The organism is Leifsonia sp. GW821-FHT13C09, from assembly GCF_058806435.1.
The window spans coordinates 304,927-320,342 of record NZ_JBXAPS010000005.1; the positions used below are offsets into that span (position 1 = coordinate 304,927).

The 15,416-nt window shown below is 62.8% G+C and carries 18 protein-coding genes; 11 read left to right on the top strand and 7 right to left on the bottom strand.

The genetic code is table 11. The features are described 5' to 3' along the window. Positions 1-2: 2 nt before the first annotated feature. The 11 genes from AC1ROW_RS17235 (at position 3) to AC1ROW_RS17285 (ending at position 11,039) form a co-directional block, all read left to right on the top strand. Positions 3-1,610, top strand: coding sequence for an ABC transporter substrate-binding protein (locus tag AC1ROW_RS17235; protein ID WP_493020113.1), 1,608 nt, complete (start codon positions 3-5; stop codon positions 1,608-1,610). Between the two features lie 32 nt (positions 1,611-1,642). After that, the gene (locus AC1ROW_RS17240) at positions 1,643-2,500 is read left to right on the top strand and encodes an ABC transporter permease (RefSeq protein ID WP_493020114.1); all 858 of its coding nucleotides are present in this window, start codon (positions 1,643-1,645) and stop codon (positions 2,498-2,500) included. Then, positions 2,497-3,291 (top strand): ABC transporter ATP-binding protein, encoded by a 795-nt coding sequence (locus tag AC1ROW_RS17245; RefSeq protein ID WP_493020115.1) that lies wholly within the window; start codon positions 2,497-2,499, stop codon positions 3,289-3,291. The genes AC1ROW_RS17240 and AC1ROW_RS17245 overlap by 4 nt, the downstream gene beginning before the upstream one ends. After that, the gene (locus AC1ROW_RS17250) at positions 3,291-4,121 is read left to right on the top strand and encodes an ABC transporter ATP-binding protein (protein ID WP_493020116.1); all 831 of its coding nucleotides are present in this window, start codon (positions 3,291-3,293) and stop codon (positions 4,119-4,121) included. The genes AC1ROW_RS17245 and AC1ROW_RS17250 overlap by 1 nt, the downstream gene beginning before the upstream one ends. Continuing rightward, positions 4,118-5,137, top strand: coding sequence for an ABC transporter permease (locus AC1ROW_RS17255; RefSeq protein ID WP_493020117.1), 1,020 nt, complete (start codon positions 4,118-4,120; stop codon positions 5,135-5,137). The genes AC1ROW_RS17250 and AC1ROW_RS17255 overlap by 4 nt, the downstream gene beginning before the upstream one ends. 30 nt (positions 5,138-5,167) lie before the next feature. Further along, positions 5,168-6,118: an alpha/beta hydrolase fold domain-containing protein gene (locus tag AC1ROW_RS17260; protein WP_493020118.1), complete on the top strand. Its 951-nt coding sequence runs from the start codon at positions 5,168-5,170 to the stop codon at positions 6,116-6,118. A gap of 91 nt (positions 6,119-6,209) precedes the next feature. After that, positions 6,210-6,938: a cyclase family protein gene (locus tag AC1ROW_RS17265; RefSeq protein WP_493020119.1), complete on the top strand. Its 729-nt coding sequence runs from the start codon at positions 6,210-6,212 to the stop codon at positions 6,936-6,938. Next, positions 6,938-7,465: a gluconokinase gene (locus tag AC1ROW_RS17270; RefSeq protein WP_493020141.1), complete on the top strand. Its 528-nt coding sequence runs from the start codon at positions 6,938-6,940 to the stop codon at positions 7,463-7,465. Before AC1ROW_RS17265 ends, AC1ROW_RS17270 begins: the two co-directional genes overlap by 1 nt. A 9-nt stretch (positions 7,466-7,474) precedes the next feature. Further along, the gene (locus AC1ROW_RS17275) at positions 7,475-8,407 is read left to right on the top strand and encodes an alpha/beta fold hydrolase (RefSeq protein ID WP_493020120.1); all 933 of its coding nucleotides are present in this window, start codon (positions 7,475-7,477) and stop codon (positions 8,405-8,407) included. A gap of 929 nt (positions 8,408-9,336) precedes the next feature. Continuing rightward, positions 9,337-10,383 carry an IS110 family RNA-guided transposase gene (locus tag AC1ROW_RS17280; protein WP_493020121.1) on the top strand — a complete coding sequence of 349 codons (1,047 nt, stop codon included), beginning with the start codon at positions 9,337-9,339 and terminating at the stop codon, positions 10,381-10,383. Between the two features lie 344 nt (positions 10,384-10,727). Further along, positions 10,728-11,039 (top strand): hypothetical protein, encoded by a 312-nt coding sequence (locus AC1ROW_RS17285; RefSeq protein WP_493020122.1) that lies wholly within the window; start codon positions 10,728-10,730, stop codon positions 11,037-11,039. Positions 11,040-11,083: 44 nt separating this feature from the next. Here the strand turns inward: AC1ROW_RS17285 and AC1ROW_RS17290 are convergent, their stop codons facing one another. The 7 genes from AC1ROW_RS17290 to AC1ROW_RS17320 all read right to left on the bottom strand — a co-directional run bounded on the left by AC1ROW_RS17290 (position 11,084) and on the right by AC1ROW_RS17320 (position 15,270). Further along, a complete protein-coding gene (locus AC1ROW_RS17290) occupies positions 11,084-11,266 on the bottom strand; it encodes a hypothetical protein (RefSeq protein WP_493020123.1) in 183 nt (60 codons plus the stop codon). A 326-nt stretch (positions 11,267-11,592) separates the two neighbouring features. After that, positions 11,593-11,751: a hypothetical protein gene (locus tag AC1ROW_RS17295; protein ID WP_493020124.1), complete on the bottom strand. Its 159-nt coding sequence runs from the start codon at positions 11,749-11,751 to the stop codon at positions 11,593-11,595. Positions 11,752-11,822: 71 nt separating this feature from the next. Then, positions 11,823-12,191 (bottom strand): ArdC family protein, encoded by a 369-nt coding sequence (locus AC1ROW_RS17300; RefSeq protein ID WP_493020125.1) that lies wholly within the window; start codon positions 12,189-12,191, stop codon positions 11,823-11,825. A 227-nt stretch (positions 12,192-12,418) separates the two neighbouring features. Beyond that, entirely contained in the window at positions 12,419-13,192 is a 774-nt protein-coding gene (locus tag AC1ROW_RS17305; protein WP_493020126.1) for an IclR family transcriptional regulator, read from the bottom strand. Between the two features lie 46 nt (positions 13,193-13,238). Beyond that, positions 13,239-14,087 (bottom strand): carbohydrate ABC transporter permease, encoded by an 849-nt coding sequence (locus AC1ROW_RS17310; protein WP_493020127.1) that lies wholly within the window; start codon positions 14,085-14,087, stop codon positions 13,239-13,241. After that, positions 14,084-15,016 (bottom strand): carbohydrate ABC transporter permease, encoded by a 933-nt coding sequence (locus tag AC1ROW_RS17315; protein WP_493020128.1) that lies wholly within the window; start codon positions 15,014-15,016, stop codon positions 14,084-14,086. The genes AC1ROW_RS17310 and AC1ROW_RS17315 overlap by 4 nt, the downstream gene beginning before the upstream one ends. Before the next feature lie 77 nt (positions 15,017-15,093). Continuing rightward, entirely contained in the window at positions 15,094-15,270 is a 177-nt protein-coding gene (locus AC1ROW_RS17320) for a hypothetical protein (RefSeq protein ID WP_493020129.1), read from the bottom strand. Between the last annotated feature and the right edge of the window lie 146 nt (positions 15,271-15,416).

The following is a 15,416-nucleotide window of genomic DNA, read 5'->3' on the forward strand; positions in this document are numbered from 1 at the left end:
CCATGAAGCAGCGCCGCTTCGGGCGCTACCGCCGCCTGGCGGTCGCGCTGGTCGCGGCGTCCTCACTCGTAGCCCTCACCGCCTGCGGCCAGGGGGGCCACACCGCTGCAACCGGTTCACAGACAATCGTCTACGCTCTGCAGGCGCTGCCTGATAACCTCCAGCCGGAAAACTTGCAGGGTGGTCTCGGTATCAAACCGATCATCACGACCGAGGGATCCCTTCTTTTTCAGTACGACAACAACAGCTGCACCGCGGCCCCGAATCCCTACAAGGTCAAGGGCGTGCTCGCCAAGTCGTACAAGGTGAGTTCCGACCGTAAGACAATTACGGTCATACTTCGCGACGGCAAGAGCGAAGCCGGCAACCCCCTCACCTCCGAGGACGTCAAATGGAGTGTGCAGCGCGGCCTCGCCGTCAACCCGATCGTGAAGTACCTAGGCCTCAACGCCATGCATCTGGATAAGGCGAACCCGATCACGACCGTCGACACCCACACCTTCACAATCAACCTGACAGCCCCCTCCACGCTCGACCTGGTGATGTGGACGGTCCCAACCTTCCTCATCCTCGACAGCACCGAATTGAAGAAGCACGCAACGTCCAGCGACCCGTGGGCCGGCCAGTGGCTGCAGAGCCACACGGCAAGCTTCGGACCCTACGGGCTTCAAACTATCGATCAGGGCAACCAGATCACGCTCACCCGGAACAAGGGGTGGACGGGTGATTTCGGGGGCGTCGGGAAGGTCGTCTTCAAGCAGGTCGCCGGTGCTGCCCAGCAGGCTCAGCTCGTAGCACAGGGAAGCGTCAACTATGCAGCCAACCTCTCCTGGTCGCAGTACAAGAGCCTGGCGAGCAACCCGAAGGTCAAAGTCTGGGACTGCGCATCACTCAGCCGTGAGGTCATCGCCCTCCAGCAATCGGACCCGAACTTCGCGGATCCGAAAGTCCGTCAGGCAATCAGTCTCGCGCTCAATCGCGACGATCTGATCAAGGGCGCCCGTTCCGGCTATGGCACGTCGGCGCTGACCGGATTCCTTCCCGGGCTGCTGCCGAAGGGCGTTGAGACGAACAAGTTCAGCGAGGACCAGAGCAAGGCCAAGACCCTCCTCCAGGAGGCCGGCAAGTCGAACCTGACCTTCACACTCGGCTACTACGGTGACAACTCCCTGCCCATCTTGATCCAGAGCCAGCTGCAGAAGATCGGCGTGACAGTCCAGCTGAAGGCCTACGCCAGCGGCAACGACTTCAATCAGTCTCAGCGTCAGGGCACCTATCAGGCGCTCACGTACTCTAACCAAGGCGTGGTACCCGAGCTGGTATTTGAGGCTGGACTGGTGGCCCCGGGATCTCCAGCGAATGGCTTCAACTACAACAACCCGGAGTACAACACGCTGCTGAGCCAGCTGGGAGCCCAGACCCCCGGTAGCGATCAGTACAACTCGTACGCCAAGCAGCTCACTAACCTGTTTGTTCAGGATGTGCCGAACGTCACCCTCATCAATCTGCCGAATATCTTCGTGATGTCCAGCAGTATCAAGGGTGCGGAGAAGGGCTTCGGCACCATCACCACCGCACCCAACCCGGCCTACTTCGACAGCGTCAAGTAGCAGAAACAACCACCTCAACGAGGAGGAGGACCATGGTCGACGCCACCATGACCGGTGCCACCCAGCTGGCCAAAACGAAGCCCAGCTGGCGTCGGTACCGTGACTATGCAGGAATAGTCGGTGGAGCGTTGCCCATCGTCCTCCTCCTCTTGGCGGCATTCTTCCTGCCGCTGCCCTACTCACCAACCACCCCGGACCCGTCCGCCGTGGACCTCGCGCCGAGTGCACAGCACTGGTTCGGGACCGACGGAAGCGGCTTCGACGTCTTCTCCCGAACGATCGCGTCCGCGCGGATCGACATCCCGCTGGCACTCGGCGGTTCGCTCCTGGCGCTGATCATCGGCGTTCCGCTCGGTCTCCTCGCCTCGTCCGACCGGTGGTACGCCCACCTGATCATGCGGGTAGTCGACGTGCTGCAATCGCTCCCGCTCCTGATCATCTCGATCGCTCTCGTCAGCCTCGCCGGCAACACGATCGGCAACGTGGTCTTCGCAATCCTGCTGGTCGGCACGCCCGGATTCATCCGGCTGATCCGGAGTGGTGCGCTCGTCGTCCGCAAGAGCAGGTTCGTCGACGCCGCAATCGCGATGGGGTGCACGCCCTTCCGCGTGTTGCGGGTGCATGTCCTGCCAAATGTCTTCAGCCTGGCGCTGGTTCAATTCACGCTCGCGGCCAGCACCGCCATCATCGTCATCGCGGGCCTGAACTTCCTGGGTGTCGGCGTCGCCCCGCCTACACCGACGTGGGGTGTCATGATCCGCGCCGGCGCCGACGTGATCGGCCAAGGCTACTGGTGGGTCGCCTTCTTCCCGTCCCTCGCGGTCGTCATCGTCGTCGTCTCCCTCAACGGGATGAGCCGCGCACTCGATGATCTGGTGGCCCGCCGATGAACAACGTCCTGATCGTCGAACACCTCGACGTCGAATACTCGTCCAAGCGCGGCAGCGCTCAGGTCCTCCACGACATCAACATGGCGGTCGCCGCCGGACAAGTGGTCGGTCTGGTCGGTGAAAGCGGGTCGGGCAAATCCGCACTCGTGCACGTCATCGCCAACTTGCCGCGCGGTGTACAGACCACCTCCACGGGCCGCGTAGAGCTGCTCGGCACCGATATGCTCCACAGCAGCCGACGTCAGCTCCGGCCGATGCGTGCGACCAGAGTCGGCTTCGTGGGCCAAAATCCGTTCGGCCTGCTCCACCCCACACTGCCGATCGTCCGTCAGTTCCACGACCTGCTCAAGGCGCACGGCCAGACGAACTCTTTCAAAGACTCCCGCGAGCAGGCGCTCAAAGCGCTCGAAGCCGTCGGAATCCGAGAACCCGCCGGCGTCCTCGCTGGGTACGCCGGTCAGCTCAGTGGCGGCATGGCGCAGCGCGTCGTGATCGCCATGGCGACCATCATGGAGCCCGAGGTCCTCATCTGCGATGAGCCAACTACTGCCCTCGACCCGACGGTGCAGGTGCAAATCCTCGATCTCATCGCCGACCTGAATCGCCGTCGCGGCACGACAGTGCTCATCGTCACCCACGACCTCGGCGTCGTCGCCAACTACTGCGACCGTGCGTTCGTCCTGCGTCACGGTGTGCTCGTGGAGGAAGGCTACGTGGAGACGATCTTCAACGCGCCCGAGCATCCTTATACGCGCAAGCTCTTCGAAGCCGAGCCGGAAGGTTCCCGCTGATGACCGACACCCCGACTCCCGCCGTGGAGGTCCGCGATCTCGTCAAGACGTTCAAACGTCGTGACGGCAAGACGCTCACGGCCGTCGATCACGTCTCGTTCTCAATCGCTCCTGGCGAGACGCTCGCGCTCATCGGCGAGAGCGGGAGCGGCAAGTCGACGACCGGCCGACTCATTCTCGGCCTCGAGAAGCCTGACTCCGGCGAGGTGTTCTTCAAAGGCGACTCTCTGGCGACGAAGTCGGCCGCCGAAGTCCGCAAGCTCCGCGCAGAGCTCACTGTCGTGTTCCAGGAACCGTTCGAGTCGCTGAATCCCCGGCTCCGTATCCACGATATCGTCGCCGAGCCCCTTGTCGTTCAGGGCGTCGAGCGCGACGAGCGGAATGAGAAGGCTCGCCAGGCGCTTCATCGCGTCGGGCTCTCGCCCGAACTGTCGCGTCGATACCCGTCGGAGCTCAGCGGCGGCCAGCAGCAGCGCGTCGGCATCGCCCGAGCGATCGTCGCCGAACCCAGGGCGATCGTGCTCGACGAGCCGACCGCGTCACTCGATCGCACCATCCGCGCGAACGTCGCGGCCGTGCTCGACGAACTCCAGCAGGAGCTCGATCTGGCGTACCTCTTGATCACTCACGACATCGGCACTGTCCGGCGCGTGAGCGATCGGTCCGCCGTCATGCTGAACGGCGGGATCGTCGAGATCGGCCCAACAGAGAAGATCATGACCGATCCCGACCACGAATACACGCGACGACTGATTTCCGCAGAGCTGCCATTGGTCGTCCCAGAGACACGCAAGGGGCACGTCCCTTTCGAACGAGGTGATGCTCTGTGAGCTCCCGTTGGCGCTATTTCCTGACCAGGCTGGGATGGATGGTGGTCTCCCTGTGGGCGATCGCCAGCCTGACCTTCCTCTTGGTGGCGGTGATCCCTTCAAACCCCGCTGTCGCGATCGCAGGGCCCTACGCGTCGCCGGCCCAGATCGCCGCGGTCGAGGACAAGCTCGGGCTGAACCAGCCGCTCATCGTGAGGTATTTCGAGTTCCTCGGTCAGTTGCTGCAGGGCAACCTCGGAAAGTCGATCTACGACGGGTCGTCCATCAACGCTCACATTGCCCGGCTGATCCCGTCGACGTTCGAGCTGATCCTCGCTGCTCTGATCATCGCGATCCCCCTCGGGCTCATTCTGGGCGCAGTAAGCGCGTACTGGGCGGGAAGAATTGCTGACCGCGTGTCCTCGACCGTGGTCGGCATCATGCAGTCGATCCCGGACTTCGTCTTGGCTGTCGTGCTGATCTACGTGTTCTCGGTCGTCCTCGGGGTCGCCCCAGGCCCGGAGGGACAGCTGAGCATCGCCAATACGCCCCCACCGCGCGTGACCGGGATGGTCGTCGTCGATTCGATGATCAGCGGCAACCCGGATCTGATCGCCGACGCATTCGCACACCTCGCTCTTCCGGCATTCACCCTCGGCATCGTCATCGCAGCCGTCTTCGCACGGGTGAGCCGGTCGTCGCTTCGCGAGTCGCTCGACTCGGACCAGACAAAGTTCGCCCGAGCGGGCGGCCTGTCCGAGTTGAAGGTGGTCCAGTACGCCTTCATGACCGCGCGAACCCCCGTCCTTACGTATGGGGCGATCATCTTCGCTGCGCTGTTCGGAGGGACGGCGATCGTCGAGACGGTCTTCAACTGGAACGGCCTCAGCCAATGGGCCGTGACAGCGATGCTGAGAACCGACTATGCCGCTATTCAAGGATTCGTCATCGTCGCGGGTGCCATCACCCTCATCGTATTTGCGCTCCTCGACGTCGTGTCCGGGATGCTGGATCCCCGGGTCCGCGCACAGCGATAGCACATCCGCCGCCACCCACCAGGAGACAGGATGACACTCAAAACCCCCCTCCGCTTTCCCACCGACCTACCGGTTCCCGCGTTCGACGACCCCAGGACGCTCACACCCACTCAGGGAGGGGGCGTCATCTCCTACCGAGATGTTCAGTATGCGCTGATCCCCGGGTACCGTCCGCTTCTCCTCGATCTGATGGTGCCAGCCGGCTCCCCAAAGCCGATGCCGCTCGTCGTCCAGGTGCACGGCGGAGGGTGGCTGGGCGGTACCAAGCACATCCTGCACGGCGACTTTGGCGACGTCCAAGAGCTTCGTGCTCGCCTGCTTGAGGAAGGCTTCGCCTTCGCATCAGTGCAGTACCGGCTGTCTGCCGAGGCGCCCTTCCCGGCCCAGTTGCACGACGTCAAAGCGGCCATCAGATGGCTTCGCGCCGCCGCACCCGCCGTCGGCATCGACCCGGACCGGATCGGCGCGATCGGACAATCGGCGGGCGGGTACCTCGCCGTTTTCCTTGGCGCGAATACGTCATCGCCCGAGCTTGAAGGCGCGGTCGGCCGCACTGGGCCGTCCTCCCATGTGACAACCAGCGTCGGGTGGTACCCGCCAACGCGCCTTGACACCATGCAGCAGGAAAGCATCCCAGGCACACCCTTTGCAGCCCACAGCGCGCCCGCCTCGCCGGAGTCACGTCTCATAGGCGCGCCCGTCGAGGACCGGCCGGAGCTGGCGCGAGCGGCGAGCCCCATTGCGCACGTTACCGAGGCGACAGCACCCACCCTGCTTATCCACGGCACATTCGACCAACTGGTCCCGCACCAGCAGAGCATCGCCTACCACGAGGCCTTGGACGAGGTCGGGGTCACCAACGAGCTTTACCTCATCGACGGGGCCGACCACTGCTTCTTCGGCGGCGACCTCGCTCCGATCATTGACGCGACAGTTACCTTCTTCCAGACTCATCTGGTCGCGGTCGAGGAGGAGCGATGATGAAGCCACGGCGTCAGGTGAACAGCATCCGGGTCATTTCCATGCGTCCGCGCTGTGCCTTTCTGAAGGCGGCCGATGGGAGTTGGCACATATGAACTCCCATATCATCGAGCTCGGCCATCCGCTGACGCCTGCAGCGCCAGCCGGGCCCGTGGCGCCGCCCTTCGAACGTTCGGTTCACTACGACTATCAACCGTTCGATCCGGCAGAGCGCGTGACGGAAACGACTATTCTGGCGATGTCGGACTCGATCTCGATGGGTAGCCACACCGGCACGCACATGGACTCTTTGTTGCACGTCGGAACAAAGGACGCCTTCCACGGCGGAAACCCATTGCCGCCGTTCGTCGGTCGTGGCGTGCTTCTCGATCTGCCCAGGCTGCGAGGTGTCGATGTCGTCGACCGTGACCTCGTCGTCGATGCCCATGTGATCCGGGAGAGTCTGTCCGACCTCGGAATCACCGCCAAGCCGGGCGACGCGCTGCTGGTGCGCACCGGGTGGGACACCCTTGTCGATGATCCGTACGCATACGGCGACGGCCCGATTCCCGGGGTGGACCCGTCCGGTGCGCGGCTGATCGTCGAACTCGGGGTCGCACTCACCGGCACTGACACAATCCCCTTTGAACGTGTGCCCTCCGACCAGCCCCTGGAGGTGCATGCGGAACTCCTGTACCGCAACGGGATACCCATTCTTGAGAACCTCGACCTTCGAGCTCTCAGTGCCGCGGGCGCCACGGTGTTCGAGCTCATCGTCGCACCTCTGCGTATAGACGGCGGGTCCGCATCGCCAGTGAACCCGTTGGCGGTCCTGCCGTGATGGATGCCGACGCCATGTCCCCGATAATCGTCGCGGGCGTGAGTGGGAGCGGGAAGTCGACGATCGGCGCACTGCTGGCTTCGCGCCTTTCGTATCGTTTCATCGATGGGGACGACCTCCACCCGCCGGCGAATATCGACAAAATGAGTGCCGGCGTCCCCCTGACCGACGAGGACCGGTGGCCCTGGCTGGACAGTATCGGCCTCCTGGTGAACATCAATCCGCGCGTCGTCGTCGCCTGCTCGGCGCTCCGACGCACATACCGCGACCGACTTCGTGCCATGTCGCCGGATCTCGTCTTCGTGCAGCTCGTCGGTGATGCAGAGATAGTCAGCAGGCGCATGGCGTCTCGTCGTGACCACTTCATGCCGTCGTCACTGCTCGCGTCTCAGCTGGCTACCTTGGAAGCGCTCGACGCAGACGAACGCGGCCTTGCGGTCAGCGTGGACCAGGCTCCCAACGAGATCGTGGACACCGTGTTGTCAGCGCTCCTCCCCGACGAATTTCCGGCCCTCGAGGGCGACTAGGCTCGCGCGATGACCATCCTTGATCTGATCGGCGGCCCCCCAGAAAATCAGCCGTATCTAAGTCCAACCCAACTCGAGGCGCATCGTCCCTCTGGGGCGAACGAGTTTCGGGCCCTCACCTACGCGATGATCGACGGCTATCGTCCCCTCGAATTGGATGTCTTCGTTCCGGTCGGAGGTGACGGTCCCGCGCCGGCGGTGGTCTGGATCCATGGCGGCGGCTTCGTCTCCGGAAGCCGCAAACATCCGCCTCTCGAATGGCCAGCTGGCACCCTCTTCCAAGCATTCGTGGACAGTGGCATCGCCGTGGTGTCGGTCGACTATCGACATTCGTCGGAAGCGCCGTTCCCCGCGCAGCTGCACGATGTCAAGGCTGCCATCCGATACGTGCGCCGCTTCGCGGCCGATCTCGGACTCGATCCGGAGCGCATCGCAGTGGCCGGCGAGTCGGCTGGGGGCCACTTGGCAGCTTTGGCCGGATTGGCCCGCGGCAACCCTGGCCTTGAAGGGACCGAGGGGGTCCGTGGCGCGGACAGCCGCGTATCAGCGGTGGTGGACCTGTATGGCATTTCCGACGTCGAGGACATGCCCAAGTTTGGCGATCTGTTCCCGGACGAACTTCGCGGGGTGATCCAGGTCGATGCCGACGATCCTCTCGACGTTCTGCTGGCCGACTCACCACTCGTCAAAGCGTTCGGCCGTCGTGTTGCGTCACCGCTCAGCTATGTCAATTCCGAAGCCCCTCCGTTCCTCCTTATTCACGGTGACGCAGACTTTGTCGTTCCGGTCGAGCAGAGCCTGCTATTGAGAGATGCCCTAACCGCACACGGGGTCCGCGCGGAATTGGTCATTCTCCCCGGCGTTCACCACGTCTTTCTAGGGACCGACCCGCAGCCGCAATTCCAAGCGATGGTCGAGTTCTTGAAGAAGATGGGCTTCTAGCGCTGGGCGCCCGACAGGAGCGAATTCTGACGTCAGCATCCCAGGAGGATCTGGCAACGCGCCTCTTCGCCCAGTAAGGCTTGGTTCTCGTGCACGATCCCGTTTCGGCGCATTACGTCAACGGGCTTAGTGACTTACGCGGAAGCTTCAGCGGGCATCGCCCCAGGTACGCGGCCAGCGGCCTCGGAGATCGGCTGGAAGATCTACCTGCGCCACGAAGGCTACACATGTAGCCGTTTGCCGCGGCGCTGTACTTCTCGTTCGTTGGTCCTTCGTCGGCCGATAGTAGCTCGTCCCCGTTGACCGACGGGCTGATTGCCTCAGTCTTGATCTGAGACTGACAGCCGGAAAGCCATCCCGGCGCCGCACGCCCGGACTCGTGGCGAGCGGTCATCGGTCCCGGGACGGCAAGCGGAGCCGCACGGAGGCGGCGCAGTCATTTGCTGGGAGGAACACCTGCGGCGTGCTGTTTCCAATCAGTTTTCTTTCCGATCCGGCAGCCGATCATAGCGAGCTCCGTCAGCTCCGTTCCCTCCGCTCGCTTTTTGCAGACTCCGCTCGCTGCGCTCTCTGCGCTTAGCAACCACTCCCTCCGGGCACTGCGCTGCCTGCGCCCGCTCTCGATCTTTGTGCCGGAACGGCAAGAAAAACTCTAATGATCAGTGGTTGGTCTGAGGCTGGCTGACAGACTGACCTTCGGCCCTGGCGCTGCGTGACTCCAAGAAAAACTGGCCTGCCGTGAGGTGGTGCCTTCCGATCGACCCGTCCGCGCGCTGGGGGCTGAATGTCGGTTTGTCTGTTCCGATGGCTTCATAGAAGGTCGTCCGCTCCCGGCGTTCTAGGGTTGCGTGACTCGTTAGAGATGCGCCTCGCAACACTTCTGACCGACGTGATGAATCATCCGTTGAGCAGGGGAGAGGGGCGAATCGGTGACGACCGTGACCGATGAATACGACTATGTGGTGGGCGTGGACACTCACGCCAAGACCCACACCTACGCGGTCTTGGCCGCGGACACCGGCCGGGTGATCGACTCGGCGATGTTCCCCGCCTCACCGACCGGGATCAGCCGGGCGTTGGCCTGGATGCATCGCCGCGCTGCCGGCCGGCTGCTGGTCGCGATCGAAGGGGCCGGTTCTTATGGCGCTGTCATTGCGCGGGTCTTTCAGGACGCGGGCCTGAGCGTTTGTGATGTCCGTCCACCGAAACGGGCGTCGCGCGCGGGCCGCGGGAAGTCGGATGAGATCGACGCGGTCGCCGCAGCACGCACCGCTCTTGCTACCGATGTCGAGCGGCTCGCGGCGCCGCGCTCGGACGGGATCCGCGCCGCGCTGAGGGTTCTGCTGATGGCCAGGCAAGCGCTGGATGGGCGACGGACCGCGGACCGCAACGCCCTCACCGCGCTGATGCGCAGCTTCCAACTCGGAATGGACGTCCGCAAGCCACTCACCGACGGGCAGATCCGCGAGATCGCTGGCTGGAGACGACGACCCGCAGAGGATGCTCCGATGACTACCATCCGTCAAGAAGCGCGGCGGCTTGCGGTCTCGATCATCGAACTGACGCAGCAGCTCGAGCTCAACCGGTCAGCGCTGGCCGACTACGTCGAGCAACTCGCACCCGGATTGCAGAGCATCCGCGGGGTCGGCCCGGTCACCGGCGCTCAGGTCATCGCCGCCTACTCCCACAAGGGTCGGATCCGCAGCGAAGCCGCGTTCGCCAACCTCGCCGGCGCCGCCCCGCTGCAAGCGTCCAGCGGCAACACCACGAGGCATCGGTTGAATCGGCAAGGCGACCGGCAGCTGAATCGAGCGTTGGACACCATCATCCGGGTCCGGCTCACCTGCGACCGCGGCACTCAGGACTACATGCAGCGACGAACCGCGGAAGGCAAAAGCCGCCGCGAGGTCCGTCGCAGCCTGAAACGCTACCTGGCCCGGCAACTCTTCCGACAGCTGAACACGGTCATGGCCTAACACCGGCCCTGGGGGAGCCACCGGCCCTGAGTGGAGCCGCACGGAGGCGGCGCTGATTCCGCTGTTCGGAACGCCTGACGGCGTGCTGCTTCTTTCACCGTGTTTTCGCCATTCCGGCCGGCCGATCATAGCTTCCTCCGCCAGCTCCGTTCCCTCCGGTCGCTATTTGCAGACTCCACTCGCTGCGCTCCCTCCACTTAGCAACCGCTCCTCTCCGGGCACTGCGCTGCCTCCACGCGCTCTCGATCTCTCTGCCGGAACGGCAAAAAAACTGATCGGCGGGACAACCAAACCAACACCCGCTGATTTGACACAGACCCATAGAAGGGTCGATCGATAGGGGAGTGATCACGATGCGGGTATTCGTTATTGATGCGAGCAACTTGGGTCCGGAACTGCAGGGCGGGCTGATCGGGGTGATCGGCTCGGCGACGCCGAATCCTGAGGAGAAGAGGGAGTGTGTGGACACAGTGAACCGGTACGCGGTGGACGGGTGGGCGATCGCAGCGGACCCGCACACGCCTATCGGCTTGCTCGCCGCGGTCACGGCGGAGGCGACATGTGTGCCGTTCGTGTCGCTAAGCCGACTGCCGAAGCTGCGTCAGCCGGACATCGCTCCGACGATGGCAGCCCCGCCTATTGGCGGCCTTAGCTGAGGGGAGGGGGTCCCGTCCATGAAGGGCGGGACCCGGCCTTCAGCTCAGTCGACTGTCGCAGCTTCGCTGGGTTGGGGCGTCACGTTCTCGGTATCGACGGTGACGATCCGTTCGAGGTCGCTGAGGGTGTACCCCCACGCGGCGAGCTGGGCGAAGTAGTCAGCGTCGGTGGGGGAGGGTGAGCGCCAGGTCTGCTTGTTGGTGACGGACTCGCAGGCGGCGAGCACGATCGCGAGGGCGACGTGCTGCGCGCTGGCCCGGGTCTGCTCGACGAGAACGGCGGGCTTGTCCGCCTCGTAGTAGCCGGAGAGTTCGAGCCGAGCAGCTGGTGGGCGAGCTCGTTGCCATCCCGGGTGGCGGAGCTGACCGCTTGCCGGTGGATTGTGAGGCCCTGGCGATCACCACACCAGCATCCTTTGGCAGCGACTTGCGAGACCAGAACGCGCCGAGCCATTCGCGGGCGGACGACCTCGCCCGATGCCCAGGCTTTGTTGTTGGCGATCAGGGTGCGGCGTTCGGCCTTCTGCTCACCGGACATGGGCCCGGTCTTGGCCTAGCTGCCACTGCACGTGTGGAAGCCTGCCGCCTTAACATCTTTGATGAAGTAGCTGATGTTGGCGTCGCCGTCTGCGTAGACGCGGACGTGGGCGGAGCGACCGTCGATGTTCTCGATCTGTTCGACGGTGACGCGCAGGTCGTCGGTGGTGAGCAATTCGGTGATGCGGGTGTACTCGGTGTCGTAGTAGCCGGAATCGTTTTCGAGGATCGTGTACCCGCGCGCGGTCAGTTCGGCTTCCGTGTCTGCCTTGGTCTTGGCGCGGGCTTTCTCGTCACGTGCCCGTTGTCTTCATCGCGGCTGGTCTTCTTCTCCCGGTACCCGAAGATCTTGATCGACTTCTCGCCTTTGCGTACCTGTCGTCCCTTGTTCTGCCACTGCCGGAAGCCGGCGACCATGGTCGCTCCCGGATTCTGCGACATGATCAGCAGGAGGTTGTTCAGGCTGTAGGTGTGGAATGAGCGGGCGAATTCTAGGAATGCCTTCCACTGGGCGCTGTCGGCTAGCTGCTGGACTTGCTCCACGATCGACGCGTGCAGTGCCTCCGCCTCGTTCCGTCGCACTTCCGCGCTCCGGGTTGTGATCTTGCTGACCATGATCTTGCCCTCCTGATCGCTCTTCCTGCCGTTCCGGCACAAAGATCGAGAGCGGGCGGAGGCGGCGCAGTGCCCCGGAGGGAGTGGTTTGCTAAGACAGGGAGCGAAGCGAGCGAGTGTGCAAATAGCGAGCGCAGGGAACGGAGCCGACGGAGCTCGCTATGATCGACTGCCGGATCGGAAAGAATACCAAAGGAGCAGGATGCCGAAGGCGTCCCACCCGCGAGCTATGCGTTACTTAGTTGCGACGTGACGTCTCCGACTTGGCGTATCAGCTCCAGCTCGGTATCGAGGAAGCGTGGGGAGGGGGACGACACAGTGATGCACGCCGCGACATGGTTCGTTTGGAAAATTGGGAAGCTGACACAGTCGACGCCGAGCTGGAACTCTTGGCGATCGAAGGAATAGCCCCGCTCTCGGATCGTCTCGAGCTCATCCAAGAATTTCTTCTTGCTTGAGATGGTGTTCGGGGTCAGCTTTGAGAATTTCATGCGCGATATGGCGGCATCCCTGATCTCAGGCGAGGCGAAAGCGAGAAGGAGTTTTCCGCTTGCTCGCGCGTGCACGCTTTCCGAGTAGCCAGTATTCAGCCCCACAACGCGGACGGCATAGGCGCCTTCGGCCGTCGCGAGTACTTTCACAGCGCCATTCCGCCAGACGCTAAGGTGGGTCGTCTCGCCTGTGGCGAGAGCAAGCGCTTCCAGCGCACGGGTGTAGCGGGCTGGCACGACGTCTCCGCGTGCATATGCGTCAGCTATAAGCCCGGCTCGAGGCCCGAGGTGGAAGGAGCGAGCTTCGTCCTTGGTCACCATTCCCTCTGCCGTCAGTGTTGCCAGAAGGTGGTACGTGGTTGGAAGGGATAGTCCGAATCGTTCGGCGACGTCCTTGGCATGGATGCCTTCGGCTTCCGCGACAGCGAGGAGGATCTGGATGGCGCGGCTGACGGATTGGATCCGTGTCTGGCTCTTGAGTTCGGAGTCTGGGGCTAGTTCGTGTGTCACTCTCAGACTCCATCTTTCACTAACTTGAGTCCGGTAGGCCGGGGATTCACTTGATGGCGCCCATTGCCAGGCCACGTACGAGCTGCTTCTGAGCGACCCACCCCGCAATGACTACCGGCAGAATCGCCAGCGACGATGCAGCCGAGAGTACTGCCAGGAAAAGGCCTCGTCCGTCCACGAAGCTTGTGAGGAATGGCGGGGTCGTGCCCGCAGTCGATGAGGTCAGGATGGTCGCAAGGAAGTACTCGTTCCAAGCGAATATGAAGCAGATTAGTCCGGCCGCTGCCACACCTGGAAGGACGATGGGCAGGACGACACGAAACAGCTCTGTTCTTACGCTTGCCCCATCCACCTGAGCTGCCTCGATTATTTCGAACGGAACCTCGGAGAAGAACGACCTCATCATCCAGATCGCAATCGGAAGGTTCATTCCCACGTACAAGATGCTCAGCACGTTGATGTTGTCTAGCCCTCCGACGCTCTGAAGCAGCAGATAGATCGGGATTATGGCTGCGGCAAGCGGCATGAACCGCGTCGAAATAAAGAAGAATAGGGCGTCGCGGGTTCGCTTGATTGGCCGAATACTCAACGCATACGCGGCCGGCACGGCGAGAAGCAGAACCAGGGCGGTCGAGAGTATTGACGCGATCGCCGAATTGATCAAATACGGTGCCATGTCCCGCTCGAATGCTGCAGCGAGGCTGTCTAGCGTCCACGCGGCGAAGAATGTCGGCGGATTAGTGGCCGCTTGCCCCTCTGGCTTGAAAGCGGTGATGATCATCCACAAGAACGGGAACACAAATAGGATGACAAGGCCCCAGGTGATGAGCGTGAGTACGCGAAGTGGGAGCTGGCGCGTCTTTCGGCGCCGACCGTTCGTCGTGGTAGATGTCATGAGCGGCTTGTACCTTCAGCGAAAATGGAGAACAAGAGCCTCAGCCCGAGGCTCGCGATTGCGATCGTGACCAGGACGGTGATCACTCCGTATGCCGCCGCCTCGCCAACGTCGAGACCGACGAACGCGCGCTCGTAGAGCAAGTACGACAGGGTTTTTGTCCCACCTGAACCGCGGGTCATGATCGCGATCGGATCGAAAGCTTGCACGAGCTGAATCGATCCGAGAAGTACGGCTATTTCGATATATGAGCGCAGATGAGGCAGTGTGATCAGGCTGAAGCGTTGGACGGGCCCGGCCCCGTCGACACTTGAGGCCTCGAGAATCTCCCGCGGTTGTGATTGCAGTCCCGCGAGGAGAATCAGCATGAAGAATGGAGTGTATTGCCAGGTCAGGACAATCACCACTGACGCGACGGGCGCGTCCGTTCCCCAGGCGACCGGTGGAATACCGAGCAGGCCGAGCGCCCAGTTCACGAACCCGGTGCTGGCGTCGAGCATGGACCACTTCCAGATCAGGGCCGCCGCGGCGGGCATGACGAGAAATGGTGTGATCATCAAGGTTCGAGCCACGCCGCGGCCGAAAAACTTCCTGTCCAGCAGGATGGCGAACCCGAGTCCCAGCAACAGCGCGGCAATGACGGTTGACGTAGTGATCAGCGCTGTCGCGAGAAAAGACGACAGGAATGAGCCATTCGTGAAAACGGTGACGTAGTTTCGCAAACCGGCGAAGGCGGGCCCCGGATCTTGCAGCAAGTTCCATGACTGAAACGAATAGAAGATCGTTGCCAGGAACGGAATCTGTGTCAGCACGAGAGAGACGGTGAGTGCCGGCCAAAGCAGCGCACGAGAGGTCCACAGCGATTTAGACGTTCGCGCGCGACGAACTGTGACAACAGGGATGGCATCGTCCAGCACAGTAGTTGCCATGATGCGGTCCTTTCAGAAGAGGGGAGGGGGTGGCAGAGCTGACGCCCTAACCACCCCCTGATGACTGGAGGTGCGAGTTACTTCTTCTGCTGGTCCCCAGCCTGTTGAGCGATCTGCTCGGCAGATTTGAGGAAGGTCGGCACGTCTTGCTTTCCGGCGATCGTGTCGGCCAAGCCCTGCGAGATCTGGTTGCCGATGTCCTGGAATTGGGGGATGCCGACGTACTGAACCCCGATCCAGTTCTGCGGCTTCACCCCGGGCTGCTTCGCATTTACCGCCAGCATGATGTCCTTGGTAATCGGGGCGAACGAGCTGGCCTGCTTCGGTCAAGTCCCGTGGAGTGGTGTAACGAACATTCTTCGAGAATGAGCTTGGCTACGCAGTCAACGTGAGGGGTAGT